Origin of the sequence: Corynebacterium suicordis DSM 45110 (assembly GCF_015351405.1) — a bacterium.
Classification (GTDB): Bacteria; Actinomycetota; Actinomycetes; order Mycobacteriales; family Mycobacteriaceae; genus Corynebacterium; species Corynebacterium suicordis.
The window spans coordinates 176522-192497 of record NZ_JADKMY010000003.1; the positions used below are offsets into that span (position 1 = coordinate 176522).

Annotated in this window: 16 protein-coding genes and 1 pseudogene; 4 read left to right on the top strand and 13 right to left on the bottom strand. The window is 61.5% G+C overall.

The genetic code is table 11. From position 1 onward, the window contains the following. The first annotated feature begins 183 nt into the window (after positions 1-183). Both IRY30_RS09235 and IRY30_RS09240 read left to right on the top strand, forming a co-directional pair. Positions 184-1122, top strand: a complete 939-nt coding sequence (locus IRY30_RS09235; RefSeq protein WP_194557134.1) for a hypothetical protein — start codon at positions 184-186, stop codon at positions 1120-1122. A 44-nt stretch (positions 1123-1166) separates the two neighbouring features. Further along, the gene (locus IRY30_RS09240; protein WP_194557135.1) at positions 1167-1796 is read left to right on the top strand and encodes a ParB/RepB/Spo0J family partition protein; all 630 of its coding nucleotides are present in this window, start codon (positions 1167-1169) and stop codon (positions 1794-1796) included. Positions 1797-1845: 49 nt separating this feature from the next. Here the strand turns inward: IRY30_RS09240 and IRY30_RS09245 are convergent, their stop codons facing one another. Then, the gene (locus tag IRY30_RS09245) at positions 1846-2358 is read right to left on the bottom strand and encodes a hypothetical protein (RefSeq protein WP_194557136.1); all 513 of its coding nucleotides are present in this window, start codon (positions 2356-2358) and stop codon (positions 1846-1848) included. Positions 2359-2370: 12 nt separating this feature from the next. Here IRY30_RS09245 and IRY30_RS09250 point away from each other — a divergent pair, with 12 nt between their 5' ends. Further along, positions 2371-3048, top strand: coding sequence for an AMIN-like domain-containing (lipo)protein (locus IRY30_RS09250; protein ID WP_194557137.1), 678 nt, complete (start codon positions 2371-2373; stop codon positions 3046-3048). Between the two features lie 12 nt (positions 3049-3060). On the opposite strand, the gene IRY30_RS09255 is transcribed toward IRY30_RS09250, so the two are convergent. Further along, a complete protein-coding gene (locus IRY30_RS09255; protein WP_194557138.1) occupies positions 3061-4350 on the bottom strand; it encodes an adenylosuccinate synthase in 1290 nt (429 codons plus the stop codon). Between the two features lie 141 nt (positions 4351-4491). Here IRY30_RS09255 and IRY30_RS09260 point away from each other — a divergent pair, with 141 nt between their 5' ends. After that, positions 4492-5361 (top strand): hypothetical protein, encoded by an 870-nt coding sequence (locus IRY30_RS09260; RefSeq protein WP_194557139.1) that lies wholly within the window; start codon positions 4492-4494, stop codon positions 5359-5361. On the opposite strand, the gene IRY30_RS09265 is transcribed toward IRY30_RS09260, so the two are convergent. The 11 genes and pseudogenes from IRY30_RS09265 to gcvT form a co-directional block, all read right to left on the bottom strand. Further along, a complete protein-coding gene (locus tag IRY30_RS09265) occupies positions 5358-6596 on the bottom strand; it encodes an FUSC family protein (protein ID WP_194557140.1) in 1239 nt (412 codons plus the stop codon). The two genes, IRY30_RS09260 and IRY30_RS09265, sit on opposite strands and share 4 nt — an antisense overlap. 27 nt (positions 6597-6623) lie before the next feature. Beyond that, the gene (locus tag IRY30_RS09270; protein WP_194557141.1) at positions 6624-7073 is read right to left on the bottom strand and encodes a DUF3151 domain-containing protein; all 450 of its coding nucleotides are present in this window, start codon (positions 7071-7073) and stop codon (positions 6624-6626) included. Between the two features lie 48 nt (positions 7074-7121). Then, positions 7122-8159: pseudogene (gene fbaA / locus IRY30_RS09275) on the bottom strand (class II fructose-bisphosphate aldolase); the annotation flags it as partial. Positions 8160-8195: 36 nt separating this feature from the next. Next, a complete protein-coding gene (locus IRY30_RS09280; RefSeq protein WP_194557143.1) occupies positions 8196-9431 on the bottom strand; it encodes an MFS transporter in 1236 nt (411 codons plus the stop codon). Positions 9432-9483: 52 nt separating this feature from the next. Then, the gene (locus IRY30_RS09285; protein ID WP_194557144.1) at positions 9484-10641 is read right to left on the bottom strand and encodes a glycoside hydrolase family 76 protein; all 1158 of its coding nucleotides are present in this window, start codon (positions 10639-10641) and stop codon (positions 9484-9486) included. A gap of 38 nt (positions 10642-10679) precedes the next feature. Continuing rightward, positions 10680-11351 carry a TrmH family RNA methyltransferase gene (locus IRY30_RS09290; protein ID WP_194557145.1) on the bottom strand — a complete coding sequence of 224 codons (672 nt, stop codon included), beginning with the start codon at positions 11349-11351 and terminating at the stop codon, positions 10680-10682. Between the two features lies 1 nt (position 11352). Further along, a complete protein-coding gene (locus IRY30_RS09295; protein ID WP_228503367.1) occupies positions 11353-12042 on the bottom strand; it encodes a lysoplasmalogenase family protein in 690 nt (229 codons plus the stop codon). Then, positions 12035-12583, bottom strand: coding sequence for an orotate phosphoribosyltransferase (pyrE, locus tag IRY30_RS09300; protein ID WP_194557147.1), 549 nt, complete (start codon positions 12581-12583; stop codon positions 12035-12037). The genes IRY30_RS09295 and pyrE overlap by 8 nt, the downstream gene beginning before the upstream one ends. Positions 12584-12639: 56 nt before the next feature. Further along, a complete protein-coding gene (locus IRY30_RS09305) occupies positions 12640-14319 on the bottom strand; it encodes a hypothetical protein (protein ID WP_194557148.1) in 1680 nt (559 codons plus the stop codon). 7 nt (positions 14320-14326) lie between these two features. Next, entirely contained in the window at positions 14327-14710 is a 384-nt protein-coding gene (gene gcvH, locus IRY30_RS09310) for a glycine cleavage system protein GcvH (protein ID WP_194557149.1), read from the bottom strand. Between the two features lie 74 nt (positions 14711-14784). Then, positions 14785-15954, bottom strand: a complete 1170-nt coding sequence (gene gcvT, locus IRY30_RS09315) for a glycine cleavage system aminomethyltransferase GcvT (RefSeq protein WP_194557150.1) — start codon at positions 15952-15954, stop codon at positions 14785-14787. Positions 15955-15976: the final 22 nt, after the last annotated feature.

Genomic DNA, 15976 nt, shown 5'->3' on the forward strand with positions numbered 1-15976 from the left:
TGCAGTCATCACTCACCTCAGAAGGGGACGAGAACCATGACTTTTTCTACGGCCTCGGCTCCTGCTGCGTCATAGGCCCACACGAGGAAATCACCGATGAGGATTGGGGCTTCTAATTACCCCCCTTCACCTTGGAATAACTGGAACGCTAGGGATCGCACCTCACCGCTAAAGTAGGTGGGTGTGGAAGATTACTCAACCCCCAGCGAACGATCCGAACGGCTCCATGAGATAGCCAAAAACATGACCGTTACCCCGGCCATGAAAGCGGCGATGAACAACCTCGCCGCCACAATGACACCTGCAGCCTTCTCACCCCGCATGAACCAACCCCTCGTAGAACTCGCCCAAAACATCTACAAGCCTCCATCCACACTCGGCGATATGGCGACTTGGGCACAAGAGGTAAACCGCAGCACGGCTCAATTTCAACCGCTAGTTGAATTTACCGAATCCTTCTCTCGCCAAAACGAGCAGATGATGAAGAACATCATGGGATCCGTCCTCCCCGTCATGATGAATAACTCCGCGCAGTTTAAGGCCCAAGTCCCCAGCATCGCAGCAAGCCTAGCCAAGGTAAATGTTCAGGTGCCGAACTTCAATGATCTCGGAATAGCCAGACTGGCGGAGCAATACCGGAACCTTGCCCCGCGAATTAGCTTCTCCATGGAGCCATACATGAGCGCCGCCAAAGCAGCCGCGAACATCATTGAGCAGTATGAACTCAACACATCCTCTTGGAACATAGGGCACTCCCTCCAGCGTGCCGCCGAACTAGCCGACCTCTACGGAGTAGACAACCCCGCCGGGTACATGGAGCTTCTCGAGCGCGAAGTTGAAGAAAAACGCCCCGCTGACGAAGAAGAGAATGAGGCGTTCCGCCAGTACCTGCACCAGCTTGGCTCCATCTATCTAACCGTCTCCCACTTCCTCATCTCCGACCCTAAAGCCCACCTCGCGTACTTCCTCCTCGGACTATTTTTTACCCAGCTCTCCAACATCGGCTGGCATCCCGCCATCAGTAATAGCCTCGGCACCGTTATAGGTGGCGGCCCCGCAGTTGTGCACATGTTCCGTGAAAATGCCAAGAAAAAAGCGGACAAAGAGAAGACCGCAGACTAACCTCCCCTCCTGACCTCAGCGCCACGCACTGCACTATGCGGAGCATGACCACCCAACCCCCCGAAGTGCTCCGCCTCCCACTAGACCAGCTCACCGAAGACCACAAGAACCCACGCCACGGAGACATAACCACCATCGCATCCTCCCTCCGCGCGCACGGACAATTCCGCCCCGTCCTCGTCAACAAAGGCACCCACACCGGACGGCCGTACGAGATCCTCGCCGGTAACCACACCATCAAAGCCATGCGCACCCTCCACGCGGAAGACCTCACCGCATGGTCACACGCCGACGTATGGCTCATAGACGTGGATGAAGAGAACGCCACCCGCATCGTCCTCGCAGACAACCGCACCTCCGACCTGGGTAGCTACACCAACGATGCGCTACTAGACCTCCTGGATGACCTAGACGGAGACTACGAAGGCACCGGGTACACCGAGGACTACGTGAGAGCACTCCTCGGAGAAAACACACCAGACGGGTTGTATCCGGACGACGAACACGAACCCGGGGGGGAGGAGACCACCCTATTGGAGGGGAAGAAAGAAACGCAATCACTAATGACTAATCCCAACTTCGTCGCGCTCAACCTCACCCACTGCAGCCCCGCCAGCCAACTCACATTCCGCTCCTTCCGCAAGTACGAGTGCTCCCCGCTCACGCGGGCATGATCCCGTTTAACGTCGAGGAAACGACAGCGGGGCTAGGCGAATCGCGGAACTAAGACTCCTCGGAGTGCAGGAGTTCACCACCGAATCCCTTTTGCCAGTCTTTGCACTGGGCTACCGACTTACAATCCACCGTCCAGTTTGCACCCCGCAAGACCGCCATGTCCTGGTATTCCCATTCGGCAGTTCCGCGCACAACCGATAGATGTTCTTCAAGGTCATCGTTCGACGCATAAGTCGCGATCGTAGTTAGCGAGCTCGTGGCCTCGATGCAGTTGACCTGGTGCTCCGCACCCTCAATTTCCGGTGGGACTACCTCTTCTCGCTCTACGCAAGAGACAGGACTATCTTCTGCGTCAATCTTGTCGTACAGCTCCTGCGGCGTGGAGAATTCAACAGAAGCAGGTGATTCTTCTGTTGCGTTTGTTGATTCTGTTGAGTCACTTCCGCATGCTGCGAGGGTAAGGATTGTGCAGGTCACGGCCAGTGTGGCGAAGGTCTTTCTCATTCCCTGATAGTAACCCAAATGAAGCTGGTGCTCCCCGCTCAGCCAGGGATACTCCATAGACTGGACACCATGAAGACGTTCAAGTGGCAGGCGGTATCGGTCATCGCAGTAAGCGGTTTGTTACTCGCAGGATGCGGGTCGGAAAATTCGGAGCAGCAGAGTTCCGTGGCCAGCAGTGGCAGCAGCACTCCAGCTACAAGCACGCAAGAATCCACCCTGCAAGAAACCACCGAGACCAGTACCAGCGCCACCGAAGCCTCCCCCACCGCAACCAGCAACGAGCAGCTCAAGCCCCTCGGCACCCCATCGCTCGAGGATCAGACCCTCTACCCCGAGCGCGGATCCAACCTCACCCCCAAGGCCATCCGTGCCGCGCACCACCAGGGTTTCGATCGGGTGACCATCGAGTTCTCCGGCACTGGTCCAGCGGGCTGGTACAGCAAGCTCCTGGAGCAGCCGAAGCAGCAGGCCTCCGGCCATGACATCGCCTACGAGGGAAATTGCGCGCTTGACCTGGGCATTGAGATGACCCCCTACCCCATGGATGACCCAGCCGCGCAACAGCAGATGCTGGAAACCAAGCAATACCCCGGCACCACGGAGCACGGGGGAATCGTCACCGGCGTGAACTACAACAGCGCGTTTGAGGCGCGCTCGCAGTTCATAATCGGGCTCACCAAGAAAGCACCCTACTCACTGACGTACCTGGACGGCCCGCCGCGCGTGGTGATCGACTTCCAGATTTAGACCCCGCCAGATTTAGCTTTCCAGCACGTCGTGAATCACGATTGTCTGATCGCGACCCGGTCCCACGCCGATGTAGGACATACGGCAACCGGATAGCTCCTCCAGGCGCTTCACGTAATCCTGCGCCTTCTCTGGCAAGTCAGCGAAGGTGCGGCACTCGGTGATGTCCTCATCCCACGCGGGCATGGTTTCGTAGATCGGAGTGGCGTGGTGGAACTCGGTCTGGGTCATCGGCATTTCATCGTGACGCACGCCGTCCACGTCATAAGCCACGCAAATGGGGATCTCACCGATGCCGGTGAGCACATCCAGCTTGGTCAGGAACATGTCCGTGAATCCGTTCACGCGGGAGGCGTAGCGGGCGATCACAGAGTCGTACCAACCGGTGCGACGCTTGCGCCCGGTGTTCACGCCGATCTCACCGCCAGTGACCTGCAGGAACTCACCCCACTTGTCGAACAACTCAGTGGGGAAAGGTCCCGCTCCCACGCGCGTGGTGTACGCCTTGATGATGCCCAGCGTGGAGGTAATCCGGGTGGGACCCACACCGGAACCCACACACGCGCCGCCGGTGGTGGGGTTGGAAGACGTGACGAATGGATAGGTTCCGTGGTCCACGTCCAGCATCGTGGCCTGCCCACCTTCCATCAACACCCGCTTGCCTTCATCGAGGCCCTTGTTCAGCTCGAGGGTGGCGTCGATAAGCATGGGGCGCAGGCGGTCGGCGAAGGAGAGGAAATACTCCACGACCTCGTCCACATCCACGGCCTTGCGGTTGTAGATCTTCACCAGGATCTGGTTCTTCTGCTCCAGAGCGGACTCAATCTTCTGGCGCAGGATGGACTCATCCAGCAGGTCCTGGGCACGGATGCCCACGCGGGAAACCTTGTCGGAGTACGCCGGGCCGATGCCGCGACCGGTGGTGCCGATGGCGCGCTTGCCCAGGAATCGCTCCGCCACGCGGTCGATGGCCACGTGATAAGGGGCCACCAGCTGGGCATTCGCGGATACGCGCAGGCGGGATGCGTTGGCGCCGCGGGCCTCCAGGCCCTCGATCTCCTCGAACAGAGCCTCCAGATTCACCACACAGCCGTTGCCGATGATGGGCATGGCGTTTTCGGAAAGCACGCCAGCGGGAAGGAGCTTCAGCTCGTACTTCTCGCCACCCACAACCACGGTGTGACCTGCGTTATTGCCACCGTTTGGCTTGACCACGTAATCGACATGTTCGCCGAGAATATCGGTGGCCTTGCCTTTACCTTCATCGCCCCACTGGGCCCCGACGACAATAATTGCTGGCATAAGCGCAGACACGTCCTTAAAACTTGAGTGGTGATTTTGGGCAGCGCCAACGGCACGCCCCTCCTAGACGTTTGTTCATTCTACTGCATGCGCCGCCGCTGCCCGGGGAAACGCTGTCCTGGCCAGCGTTAGAATCGAAGCATGATCATCTACCTGCCTTGCTCCCCCACTGGTGGCCCGCTCGATATGCCCAGCTCGGGCACGCGAAATGAGGAAACCCGCACGGTAGAACTCCCCTCCCTTCCCGGCCGCACCGATCTCAAGTTCCTGGATGCCCTCCCCGCTCGCTTCCTCCGCGGGACCACCCCGAGCCTGGCGGAGATTGCCGCACAGCCCGATGTCGCCCACCTCGGCATCCCTCAGCCCGATCCGCATACCGTGAGCGAGCGCGTGCGGTTGATCGTGCATGGCTCTGATGCAGCCTTGGCCGCCATCGTGGGCAAACTCATGCGCGTTGATGCGCTGTGGATGGAGGTGGCCTTCGTCCCCAATGATCCCGCCACTTCCCCCGTGGCCAAGAATTGGGGTCTTATTTCCGACGCCACACCCCAGCAATTCCTGGAGTTCTCCTGCACCGCCCCGGTATTGCCCACCACGCTGATCCGCGATGATCATGGTCAAGTGGTGCTCGGAGCTGCGGAGATCACCGGCCCGGCTGGTGCCGCGGGAGAAATGATCGGCGAGGCGATCGTGGATTCCAGTGTTCTCTACAGCCACGATCCTCAGACCGGCACGCGCGGCACGTTCACGCGTGGGCTGCGAATGATGCCGATGATGGGAGCCCCGGGGATCGTCGCGGTTCCGCTGCCCTCCCCGCAAGGAGAGAAGGGCGGATGGTGGACGAGGTGGCGTCGAAAAGAAAACATCCAGCCACCAGTGCTGGAGGGGCGCGCGCTGCAGGCAGGAGGGGTGGATCTGCAGGTCACTCGTGATGGGCAGGCGCATCCGCGACCGCTGAAGTCCGTGACGTTCTACCGACATCTGCGTGATGGGCAGTTCGTGAGAAACTAATCGCGAACTTCCGGCTCGATGCTGGGTTCCTCCACCGTGGGCGCCAGGGAGGCCATGGCTGACTCGCGAGAAAAGCCGCAGACCATCAAGGTATCCACGATGACGGAGCGCATCTGCGCCAGCACCACGGTTCCGGAAATACCGGTGCCCTCGGCCACGTCGAGAGTGGCGCGGGCAGCGATGCGCTGCAGGTTGCGGGCGATCTCCGGCATCTCCACCGCGTCTTCCCGAGAGCCGCGCGTGCCACCGGTAGCGAAGAGCGAACCCAGGTGGCCCAGCTCATTGGCCAGCTCGTGCAGGAGTTCGTGCAGTACCGGGTCCGGGTTGATACGGTCCGCGATCATCACCTCTGCGCGCCGAGCCAGCACACGCGTATTGCGCATGATGTTATCCACCGGATCCAGTGAGCGCATCAACGATCTGTTGTGTCTGCGGGCGTTCCAGTAGATCGGGCTCACTGCGATCATCTCGGCACCGCCATCCGCCCGGACGTTGAGGGTGTTGACCGAGCCTTGGGTGCTGCGCGCGATGTTCAGCGCATCCTGAATCGCTTCGGGATCCTTCTCATCGATACCGCGGGCCACGTCGTCCAACACCAGCGCAGCCTTGGAGAGGATCTGAGACATCACCCTGCGAACCGGTTTCAGCGGAGAGTTGGGAATCACAGCCATCACGAAAATTCCCACGAGGCCGCCGATGAGGGCGTCGATCATTCGGTCCCACGTACCCGTCGTGCCTGGCGGCAGGATGGTGCCGATCAGCACGCCGGTGTTGGCTGCTTGGATGGCCACCGAAGCTTCCCGATCCACGAAGGTGGCCACCACGATCGCCAGGAAGACCACCACGCCGACCTGCCAAAAACCATCGCCGATCTGGCTAACCACGAAGTCGCCGATGCCGATGCCCACCGCCACACCCAGAGCCAGCTCAAAGGTGCGACGCAGGCGGCGACCACCGGACACACCCAAGGAGATTATGGCTGCCATGGGTGCGAAGAAGGGGTCGGGGTGGTTACCGATCCAGTTGGCGATCAAGAGCGCCAAGCCCGCGGCCAGCCCGGCCTGCAGGGCGAAGATCATGCGCTCCTGCACTCGGCTGACACCCTGGGCGGGAGGCGAGGTGGAGAGAGCGCGGGCGGCTTTGCTCACGCCCGGCGCGTTGGAGCGGATGAATCGGCGGAGCCGGGCGGCGCGGTGCTGCCGAGTGTCCGGCTCGCTCCTCGTCACTTCATTCATCTATGTAAATCTAGACGCTGCGGGGAACTAGTCCAGCAAGCGCATGGCGGGTGCTGCTGCGGGGTCGCAATCGTGCAGCAGGTTGAGGCAACGAATTTCCTCGTCCTCTTCCTTCACCGCGCGAGCTGCGGACACCAAAGCGCCGATGGCGCGAAGCACGCCGCGGTTGGGCTCGTGATCCCAGGGAACGGGACCGGTGCCGCGCCAGCCGTTGGCACGCAGCGCGTCCAGACCGCGGTGGTAGCCGGTGCGGGCGCACGCGTAACCGGTGACGGCATCGCCATCATCCAGGTGGCGGTTGGCCAACGCAGCCCACACGCCACTGTCCTTGGGATCATTGAGGGCTAGAGCTTCCAGAGCTTCAATTCCCGCTCCAGCCACCTCCGCGTTTGCCGCGGTGATGAGCTCATCGGGGAGGCGTACTTCTGGGTGTTCAGCGCCGAAGAGATCTCGGCCGCCGCGTAGTTGCTCGCTCATGGTTCTCCTAGTGGTTCGCGTAAAACGCGAGGGTTGAAGCGTGGGCGATTAGTTGGAAACGGACTTGCCAGCGGAGTGCAGATCCTGGCAGGCCTCAACAACGCGCACGCTCATGGCCTCTTCGGCCTTCTTGAGGTAGGAGCGGGGATCGTAGACCTTCTTGTTGCCCACTTCGCCGTCTACCTTGAGCACGCCATCGTAGTTGCCGAACATGTGGCGGGCGATGGGGTTGGTGAACGCGTACTGGGTGTCCGTGTCCACGTTCATCTTGATCACACCGTAGCGCAGTGCCTCTTCGATCTTTTCCTTCTCGGAGCCGGAGCCACCGTGGAAGACGAAGTCGAATGGCAGGGAGCCTTCGGACAGGCCGAGCTTCTGGGAAGCGGCCTTCTGTCCCATGTCCAGGATCTCTGGGCGCAGCTTCACGTTGCCTGGCTTGTACACGCCGTGGACGTTGCCGAAGGTGGCGGCCAGCAGGTAGCGGCCGTTCTCGCCGGTGCCGAGGGCATCGACGGTCTTCAGGAAGTCATCTTCGGTGGTGTAGAGGTTGGCACCAGCCTTGGCTTCCACGCCGTCCTCTTCGCCGCCGACCACGCCGATTTCCACCTCGAGGATGATGTTGGCTGCCTTGGCCTTGGCCAACAGCTCCTGGGCGATCTCCAGGTTCTCATCGATGGGAACCGCGGAGCCATCCCACATGTGGGACTGGAACAGTGGCAGCTCGCCAGCGTCAACGCGCTTCTGGGAGATCTCGATCAGGGGGCGCACGAAGTCATCCAGAACTTCCTTCTGGCAGTGATCGGTGTGCAGCGCCACGTTCACGCCGTAGTGCTTGGCGGCCTCGTGTGCGAAGGCTGCCAGTGCAGCAGCACCAGCCACCTTGTTCTTCACGTTCAGGCCGGAACCGAATTCCGCGCCGCCGGTGGAGAACTGGATGATGCCATCGGACTCAGCATCCGCGAAGCCCTTGAGAGCTGCGTTGATGGTCTCGGAGGAGGTGCAGTTGATCGCGGGGAATGCGAAACCGTTCTCCTTCGCGTTATCGAACATGTCCATGTACTGGGACGGGGTTGCAATTGGCATAGATGCCTCCTGTAAGTTTTGCTGAGTTTCTACCTTGGATTATGCCCGTTTTGCAGACCCAGTGGGGGCAGGGTTGTCCGTTTTAGGCCTAATTTGGGGGCTGTTTTTTCCGACGCCACCTCTGAAACTTCCCGAAAGCACCATCAACCCGATGCATGCCAGCAAAGGAATGCCCAGCGCGATCCGGGCATCCGTGAGGGCCAGAACCGAGCCGATGACCACTCCGCCGAGGATGGTCCCCGCATAGTTGAAGAGGTTGAGCCGGGCGATGATCACGTCCAGGGAGCGCTCGGTGCTGAGTTCTGCTGCAGCGGAGAAGCACAGCGGGGCGATGACCGAGGCGCCCAAGCCCGTGATCCCCAGCCCGGTGAGGGCCACCGGGATGGATTGGGCGGTGATGGTGAGGAGCATGCCTGCGGTAGCGATCAGCCCGCCCGCGAGCACCACTCGTACAGCGCCGAATTTGCGGGTCCAGAAATCTGCGGTCACGCGGGAGAAGAACCCAGCAACCTGGTAGGCCGCCACGCCCAGGGCTGCGGTTGAGGTGGAGGCGAGGAGGGCGTCGTGCAAAAAGATGGGTGACCAATTGGAAAGGCCGAAGTCAACCGCATAAAACAGGGCCATGGCTAACCCGAGGGCAACCACCGGCCGCCACGGGAGCAGGACAGGGATGGGATCCAGATCCAGGTGCGGCTGATGCCCATAGCGGAGGAAACAACGGGAGGCCAGCGCGCCCACCAGGGCCACGACCAGGGCCACCACGGCGATGGTCACCTTGTAGGACGCGCCCATGCCCTCGCCGATGGAGACGGCCACGGCACCAAGGATGGCGCCGGCGGACCAGGAGGCGAAGAAGCTGGAGAGGATCACGGTGCCCACGCGGCGCTGGACGGTGGCGGCCTGCATGTTCACGGCTGCGTCCACCATGCCCACGCCGATGCCGTAGAGCGCAACGGCGGCGATGAAGGTGGCGATGTTTGGGCTGATAGCCACGGCCAAGCCACCGCACACCAAGACACCCAGGCCAGTCATCAACGCGGTGGAGGAATCTTTAAACTCAGCGAGCTTTTCCGCGGCCACCGAACCCAGCGCGGAGAGCACGCTGACCACGCCGATGATCACTGCGAGCAGGCCATCTGTGGCCTGGAGCTCCGCGCGAATGGCGGGTAGCTCAGTGAGGATGGCAGCCAGGAGCATGCCCTGCAGGAGGAAAACCGCAGCCACCGCGATGCGGGAGCGGCGGAGAGTGACCGGTGTACGGCCAGTGCTGTTCATGAAGGGAAAGCTTATGCCCGTGCGGGGTTACACGGAGGTAAATCGCCGTAATCTACTGCGAGCGCGTGACCTTCGCGGCGGCTTCCATGGCCATCCATCCGGAGAGCTGTACGGAGAGGTCACGCTCGGCGATATCGGAGCTGGCCACCGCACCGGCGATGGTGGCGCCGATCAACCCGCCGGCCTGCGGGAGAACAGCATCGCGTTCCCAATCGGCGCTGAATACGGGCAGGCCATCGACTTCCAGGCGGGAGCGCCACACAGCTTCTGCGGTGGCCAGCACGATCCGGCGGGCGCGGCTCTTGGCCTGTCGGGTGGCATCACTGGCACCAGGAAGATCCGTGGCCACCAGGGCTAGGTAGCGCATGAGGATGCCATTGAACAGGCCGCCATCTCCACCACCGGTTCGCCAGTTGATCACGTCATGGTTGTTCGTCATGTGCGTGCTCACCGCATCCACCAGGTGGTGCACGCGGGTGATGGAAGAAATGCCCACCGGGGACACTTCATCCGGACCCACACCTTCGGCCTTGCGCTGCGCCTTGGCCAGCTCCGTGCACGCGCCGAGCATCACGCCCTGGCAATAGGAATGAGTATCCGTGGCGTTTTGCGGCCCGTGCATGCGCATGTGCAGGCCATCCATCACCAGGCCCTTGCCATCGATGAGGTTTTCAAAGACCCAATCAACCAGGTGCGCGGAGAACTCCAGCTGTCCTTCCCGGGCAGCCAAGAGGGCTGCGGGACCATTGGTCGGGACGTTGTAGAAATTCTCATTGCTGCGCCACGGCAGCACGCCCGTGAGCCCGTCCACGCCTTCCATGATGTTGGTGGAGAGTTCCCGGCTGCCCCAGATGGTCTTGAATTCGGGGAGCCGCTGGGCGCGTTCGAAGGCGAGGGCCAGCCAGGCTTTATCGTCGTAATAGCTGTTCTTGGACAGCGGGCTGAGGTTACGGATCCGAATGCCGCGGATGGTGCGGAGGATGCGCTGGGTACGCGCCTTGGTGCCGCGACGCTGAGCCGCATCCACCTGGTTATCCAGGTAATGCGCCTGCCACCAGTAGTGCCAGCGCAGGAACACTTTGTCTCGAGTGGTGGGCGGCCACGCGATGATGGCCAAATTGGTGCGCGGGAGTCCCCACAGCCGAGTGGCATGGCGTTCGTTCACTGCCTGCTCGGCCAAATCCGCCCTGTGTTCCCAACGTACTGTCACGCGCGTTGCCCTCTCATTACTTCCGAATAGCTCAAGATTTACCAGCTCTTACCCAAGTCTGTGTGGGTACTGATCCACGCATGCATGGCGATGCCCGCGGCCACTCCCGCGTTGATGGATCGGGTGGAGCCGAACTGGGCGATGGACACTGTCATCTTCGCTCCAGTTTGGGCTTCCTCGGTGACTCCCGGGCCTTCCTGGCCAAAGAGCAACAGGCAGCGTTCGGGCAGCTCCGCAGTCTCCAGCGGCACGCTGCCCGGAGTGTTATCTACCGCCACCACGGTGAGGTCATGCTGCTTGGCGTACTCCAGCACGTCCGTGACCGTGGGGTGATGCATCAGGTGCTGATAGCGGTCGGTGACCATCGCCCCGCGCCGGTTCCACCGCCTGCGCCCAATGATGTGCACGGTATCCACCGCAAAGGCATTCGCGGTGCGAACCACGGTGCCGATGTTGGAATCATTCTCAAAGTTCTCAATCGCGATGTGCAGCGGGTGGCGCTTGGTATCGATATCCGCCACGATCGCCTCGCGCGTCCAGTACCGATACGCATCCACCACGTTGCGACGATCACCCTCATCCAGCAGCTCGGGATCCCACTGCTCACCCGTCGGCCGCAGCTCACCGGGATGTTCTTCCTCCCACGGGCCGAGCCCATGCGGGTGCTCGTGCCACTCGGTGGGGCCAGGTTTGGAGTTTGAATCTTCCATGTCAGCGCCCCTCAAGAATGTAATCAACCAGTCGATTCACCAGCAGCAACTGCGCGGTCACATACGTGGCCATCACGGCACCATCGGTGAGCGCATCCAGCCGAGACAGCTGCTTGAGCAGCGTCAACCGAGCCAAGATCAACCCATCCGAGGCCACAAACAGGTTTCCACCCAGCGCCGCATCCTCCCGAGAATCCTGCGCCAGCACACTGGTGAGCCCCAGCAGCGAGCCATAACCCACCGCCGCGGGGAGTGCCTTTTTATTTCTTATCGACGCCAAACCGATCCCACCCAACATCGCCGGCACCCGCAGCACCAGATTCTTGCCCGTGATCCGTGCCCCGGAGCGCAGCAGGAGTGCGTGATAGGCCAGCTGATTCACCGCGAAGGCAGCACTCCCCTGGTTCAGGTTCTTTGCCCGGACCTGCGGGTTCTCGCTGCGGGAATCCTTGCCCATCAGGATGATGTCCCCTACCCAGCCACCGGCCAGACCTGCTGTGAGCAAGGCCGCATCCACCGGCTTGTTCAATGCTGTGCGACGGTTGGATTCCGTGGCGAACAACGCACTCGATGCCAGAAGTAATGGCATGAGGGTGGGCTTGATGACGCGGGTGGTGGCGTCGGAAGGAAAGGCGGCAGCTACCACCGAAACGGCCGCGGCACCCAGGTAGGCCGAGCGCAGTTTAGGCAAGGTCCAGATCCTCCAGGTCCAACAGGCTGCGGTACTCCACTCCCTCGGCCTGGATAACATCCTTGGCACCCGTGGCGCGGTCCACCACGGTGGCCACTCCCACCACGATGGCACCGGCGTTGCGCGCGGCGGCCACTGCGGTGAGCGGGGAATTTCCGGTGGTGGTGGTGTCCTCCACGATCAGCACGCGTTGGCCCTCGATGCTCGGGCCCTCAATCTGGCGCTGCATGCCGTGCTTCTTGGCTTCCTTGCGCACCACGAATGCGTCCACGTCCTCGCCGGCGTGCATGATCGCGGTGGCCACGGGATCAGCACCCAGGGTCAGGCCGCCGACGTGTGCGTAATCCCAATCTGCGGTGAGCTCACGCAGGAGGCTGCCGATGAGCTTGGAGGCCTCGCGGTGGAGGGTGGCGCGACGCAGGTCAACGTAGTAATCGGCCTCTTTGCCGGAGGACAGCGTGACCTTGCCATGCACCACGGCCAATTCCTTGACGAGCTCAGCGAGGCGCTGCTTGTTGGCGGGGTTCACTTCTGCGGACATTTGGGTTTCCTCCACTGCGATCGGGTTCTCTCCGAGAGTCTAGTGGAGGGACAGGACTAGTCCTCCACCACTTCGCCATCCACCGTTTCGATGTCCTCCACCTCAACGGCCTCGATGGGTTCGGGGCGGGCGTGGCGCGCATCGGGGGCGCGGTGACGGCCGCGGGTTCTAACCCGAGTGTCTCGACGCAAACGCGAGACGTGGGACAAGGCCTCTTCATCAGAATCAGCATCAATAATTTCAGCGGAATACACGCCCTCGGCGGGCTCGGCGATCTCCGAATCGGCCACGAATGTCTCTTCTGCAGCTGCGGAATCGTATTCCGCGAAGATGGTGGCCTCGTGCTCCACGTCATTGCGGATGACCTGCGAGTATCGCGCGGTGGACGGGCTGATGTGTTCGGCATCCTCGCCCAACCGGGGCAAATGCCCATCGGATTCTGATTCCGCATCGGCCACGTGGAATTCCGCGAAATCCTCCGGGTCTCCCTCACTGCGCCCCGTGGAACGGGAGGGGAACACCACTGGTTCGGCTGGACGGGTGATGTCTGGACGACCGTCTTCCTCAATGAGACCCGCCTCCAGGGCGTCCGCTACTGGGTCGGCCACTGGCTCAGGATCGGTGCCCGCATCGGGAACTGCGCGCAGGTGACCGCCAGCGGTTGATGGCGCAGCCTTCTCTGCCTCCACCCCGCTGCCCAGCTGGAGCGTCTTGGCCTCCAGAGTCAGCGGGCCACCCGGCATGGGACGAGTTTGATCGGCCAAGTCCATGTCCAGCGGAATGCTCAGAGACTCCGGCGGGAGCACCATCGCTGCATCCGCCAGGTTGCGCACGTGGGGCAGGATCTTGTCCCACACGCTGACTTCCAGACGACGGGAAATCTGCAGGATCACCCAGTTGCTATCCCATATCACTTCACTGCTGACCTGGGACAACGCGCGCAAACCATCTTCCACACGGGCATCCAGCATGCGATCCAACGCGCGCACATCCGTGGTGTACGCCACGAACGGTGGCTGATCCAGTGGTTCGATGCGGCGCATGCCCTCGGGCACGGCGCGCGTGGTGGAATAGTGCACGCTGACCGGGGAATATGCCTCGCGGCGGACAGCCACGATAGTCCTACCCTCCACATCCGCGATGTGGGTCTGCAGGCCGTGCGCGTATCCGCTGACCACTTCCCGGGCCACGGGATTGGGCTCAGTGATACCCAGCAGATCAACCGGCCACTGCGCAGCCAGGGTTTTCTCATCCTTGAAGTATTCAAAACCGTGTTCGGCTGCCCAGGCCCTGCGTCGGCGGCGCACACCACCAAAGTTCAGTGGTGAGGAAGCCTCTTCCTCACGCGCCACGGCAGGCTCTTCCCCGGAAGTATCGGTTTCGGGGTGCGGCGCGGGTTCGTGAGCAGGAGCGGGCACCGTTTCGGGAGCATCAGCTACGGGCTCGGTGGGCTCAGCGTAGTCAGCATCATCCGCGAAATCAGCGGAATCAACTGACCCAGCGCGCTCCGTGTAATCCCCGTCTTCCGGCTCATCCGCAGGCTCGGAGGACTCAGCGGAAGCATCATCATCTTCCGCGGACTCCCACTCCCAATCAGCAGCTTCGGATGAATGAGAAGCGGATGGGTCAGGGGTGGCGTCGGCAACAAAGGAATCAGAATTGGCACGACGAAGCAGCCACACAGCAAGGCCGAGCAGCAGCAGCCCTATGAGCAGGGCAAACCCCGATCCATCCATAGAAAAATTACTCGTTAGCGGCGGCGTATTCGCTGGAATCCATCAGCTCGCCAACCTCGGATACCTTCACCTCGTAGAGCCAGCCAGCGGTGTACGGATCTTCGTTGATCAACGCGGCGTTATCAGCCAGCTCCTCGTTGATGGCCACGATCTCACCGGTGACGGGAGCGTAGATATCAGAGACGGACTTGGTGGATTCCACCTCGCCGAAAGCCTCGCCGGCTTCCACTTCATCGCCAACCTCTGGCAACTCCACGAAAACGATCTCTCCCAGCGCCTCAGCAGCGATGTGGGTAATGCCCACGCGGACGGTATCCCCAGCAGAGACCTCGGTGGAATTAACCCACTCGTGCTCCTCGGAGTACAGGTAATCAGTTGGCAAAGTGGCCATATCGGGCTCCTCAAATGCGTGATGGTGATGATGCGCTGGTCAAGACTCTACACCAGCGCAGGATTGAATTGGGACTACTTCTTACGGGAGTAAAACGGCAGCTTAACCACGGTGTATGGGTAGCGCTTGCCGCGGATATCCACCTCCACGGTGCTGCCCTCTGCCACGCCATTTTCCTGGGCTTCGGTGGAGATGTAAGCCATCGCGATGGGGTGGCCGAGCGTTGGGGACAGCGCGCCGGAAGTCACGGTGCCGATTGCCTGCTCACCCTCGGCAGTGAACACCTCATAACCACCTCGGGCTGCGCGGCGGCCTTCGCCCTCCAATCCCACGAGCACCTGCTGGGTGCCCTTTTCCTTGGCGGCCACGATGGCATCGCGACCCACGAAGGATTCCTTGGACTTGGTAGCAGCCAGCACTCCGAGACCTGCGGCAACGGGGGTCAGTTCCAGGGAAAGCTCGTTGCCGTACAGCGGCATGCCGGCCTCCAGTCGGAGGGTATCGCGGCAGGCCAGGCCACAGGGCTTGCCGCCCAGCTGACCGGCTTCATCCATGGCCTTGGCCCACACCAGCTCGGCGCCATCGTTGTTCACGATGATCTCAAAGCCATCCTCACCCGTGTAACCGGTGCGAGCGATAATGCATGGTTGACCTGCGACGATCCCCTGGAATGCCGCGTAGTAACCCAGGCCTTCGATAGCTTCGGCCACAGTCTCGCCAGCGCCGGACGCCTCGGGAGCGTCGGTGACATTCTCCACCACTTTGAGCATCACCTCAGCGGCCTTGGGGCCCTGCACGGCGATCATGGAGGTCTGCGCGGATTGGTTATCCAGCTCTACCTCGAAATTGTCAACCCGCTGCTCCATCGCGGCGAACACGGCATCCGCGTTACCGGCATTGGGGATAACCAGGAATTCCTGTTCAGCCAAGCGGTACGTGATGAGGTCATCGATGATGGTGCCCTCCTCCGTGCAGATCATGGAGTACTTGGCCTTACCCACTTTCACCGCGGCGATGTTGGAGATGAACGCCTCGTTCAAATACTCCGCGGCCTGGGTTCCCGTGACGCGCACTTCACCCATGTGGGAGAGGTCAAACACACCCACTGCTTCGCGCACGGCGCGGTGTTCTTCCAGCTCGCTTTCATATTTCAGTGGCATATCCCAGCCGCCGAAATCGGTGAAACGCGCGCCCAATTTTTCGTGGACCAGGTGCAGGGCAGTCTGCTTTGGTTCTGTGCTCATGCTGGTTTCCTTTTCTTCTTTT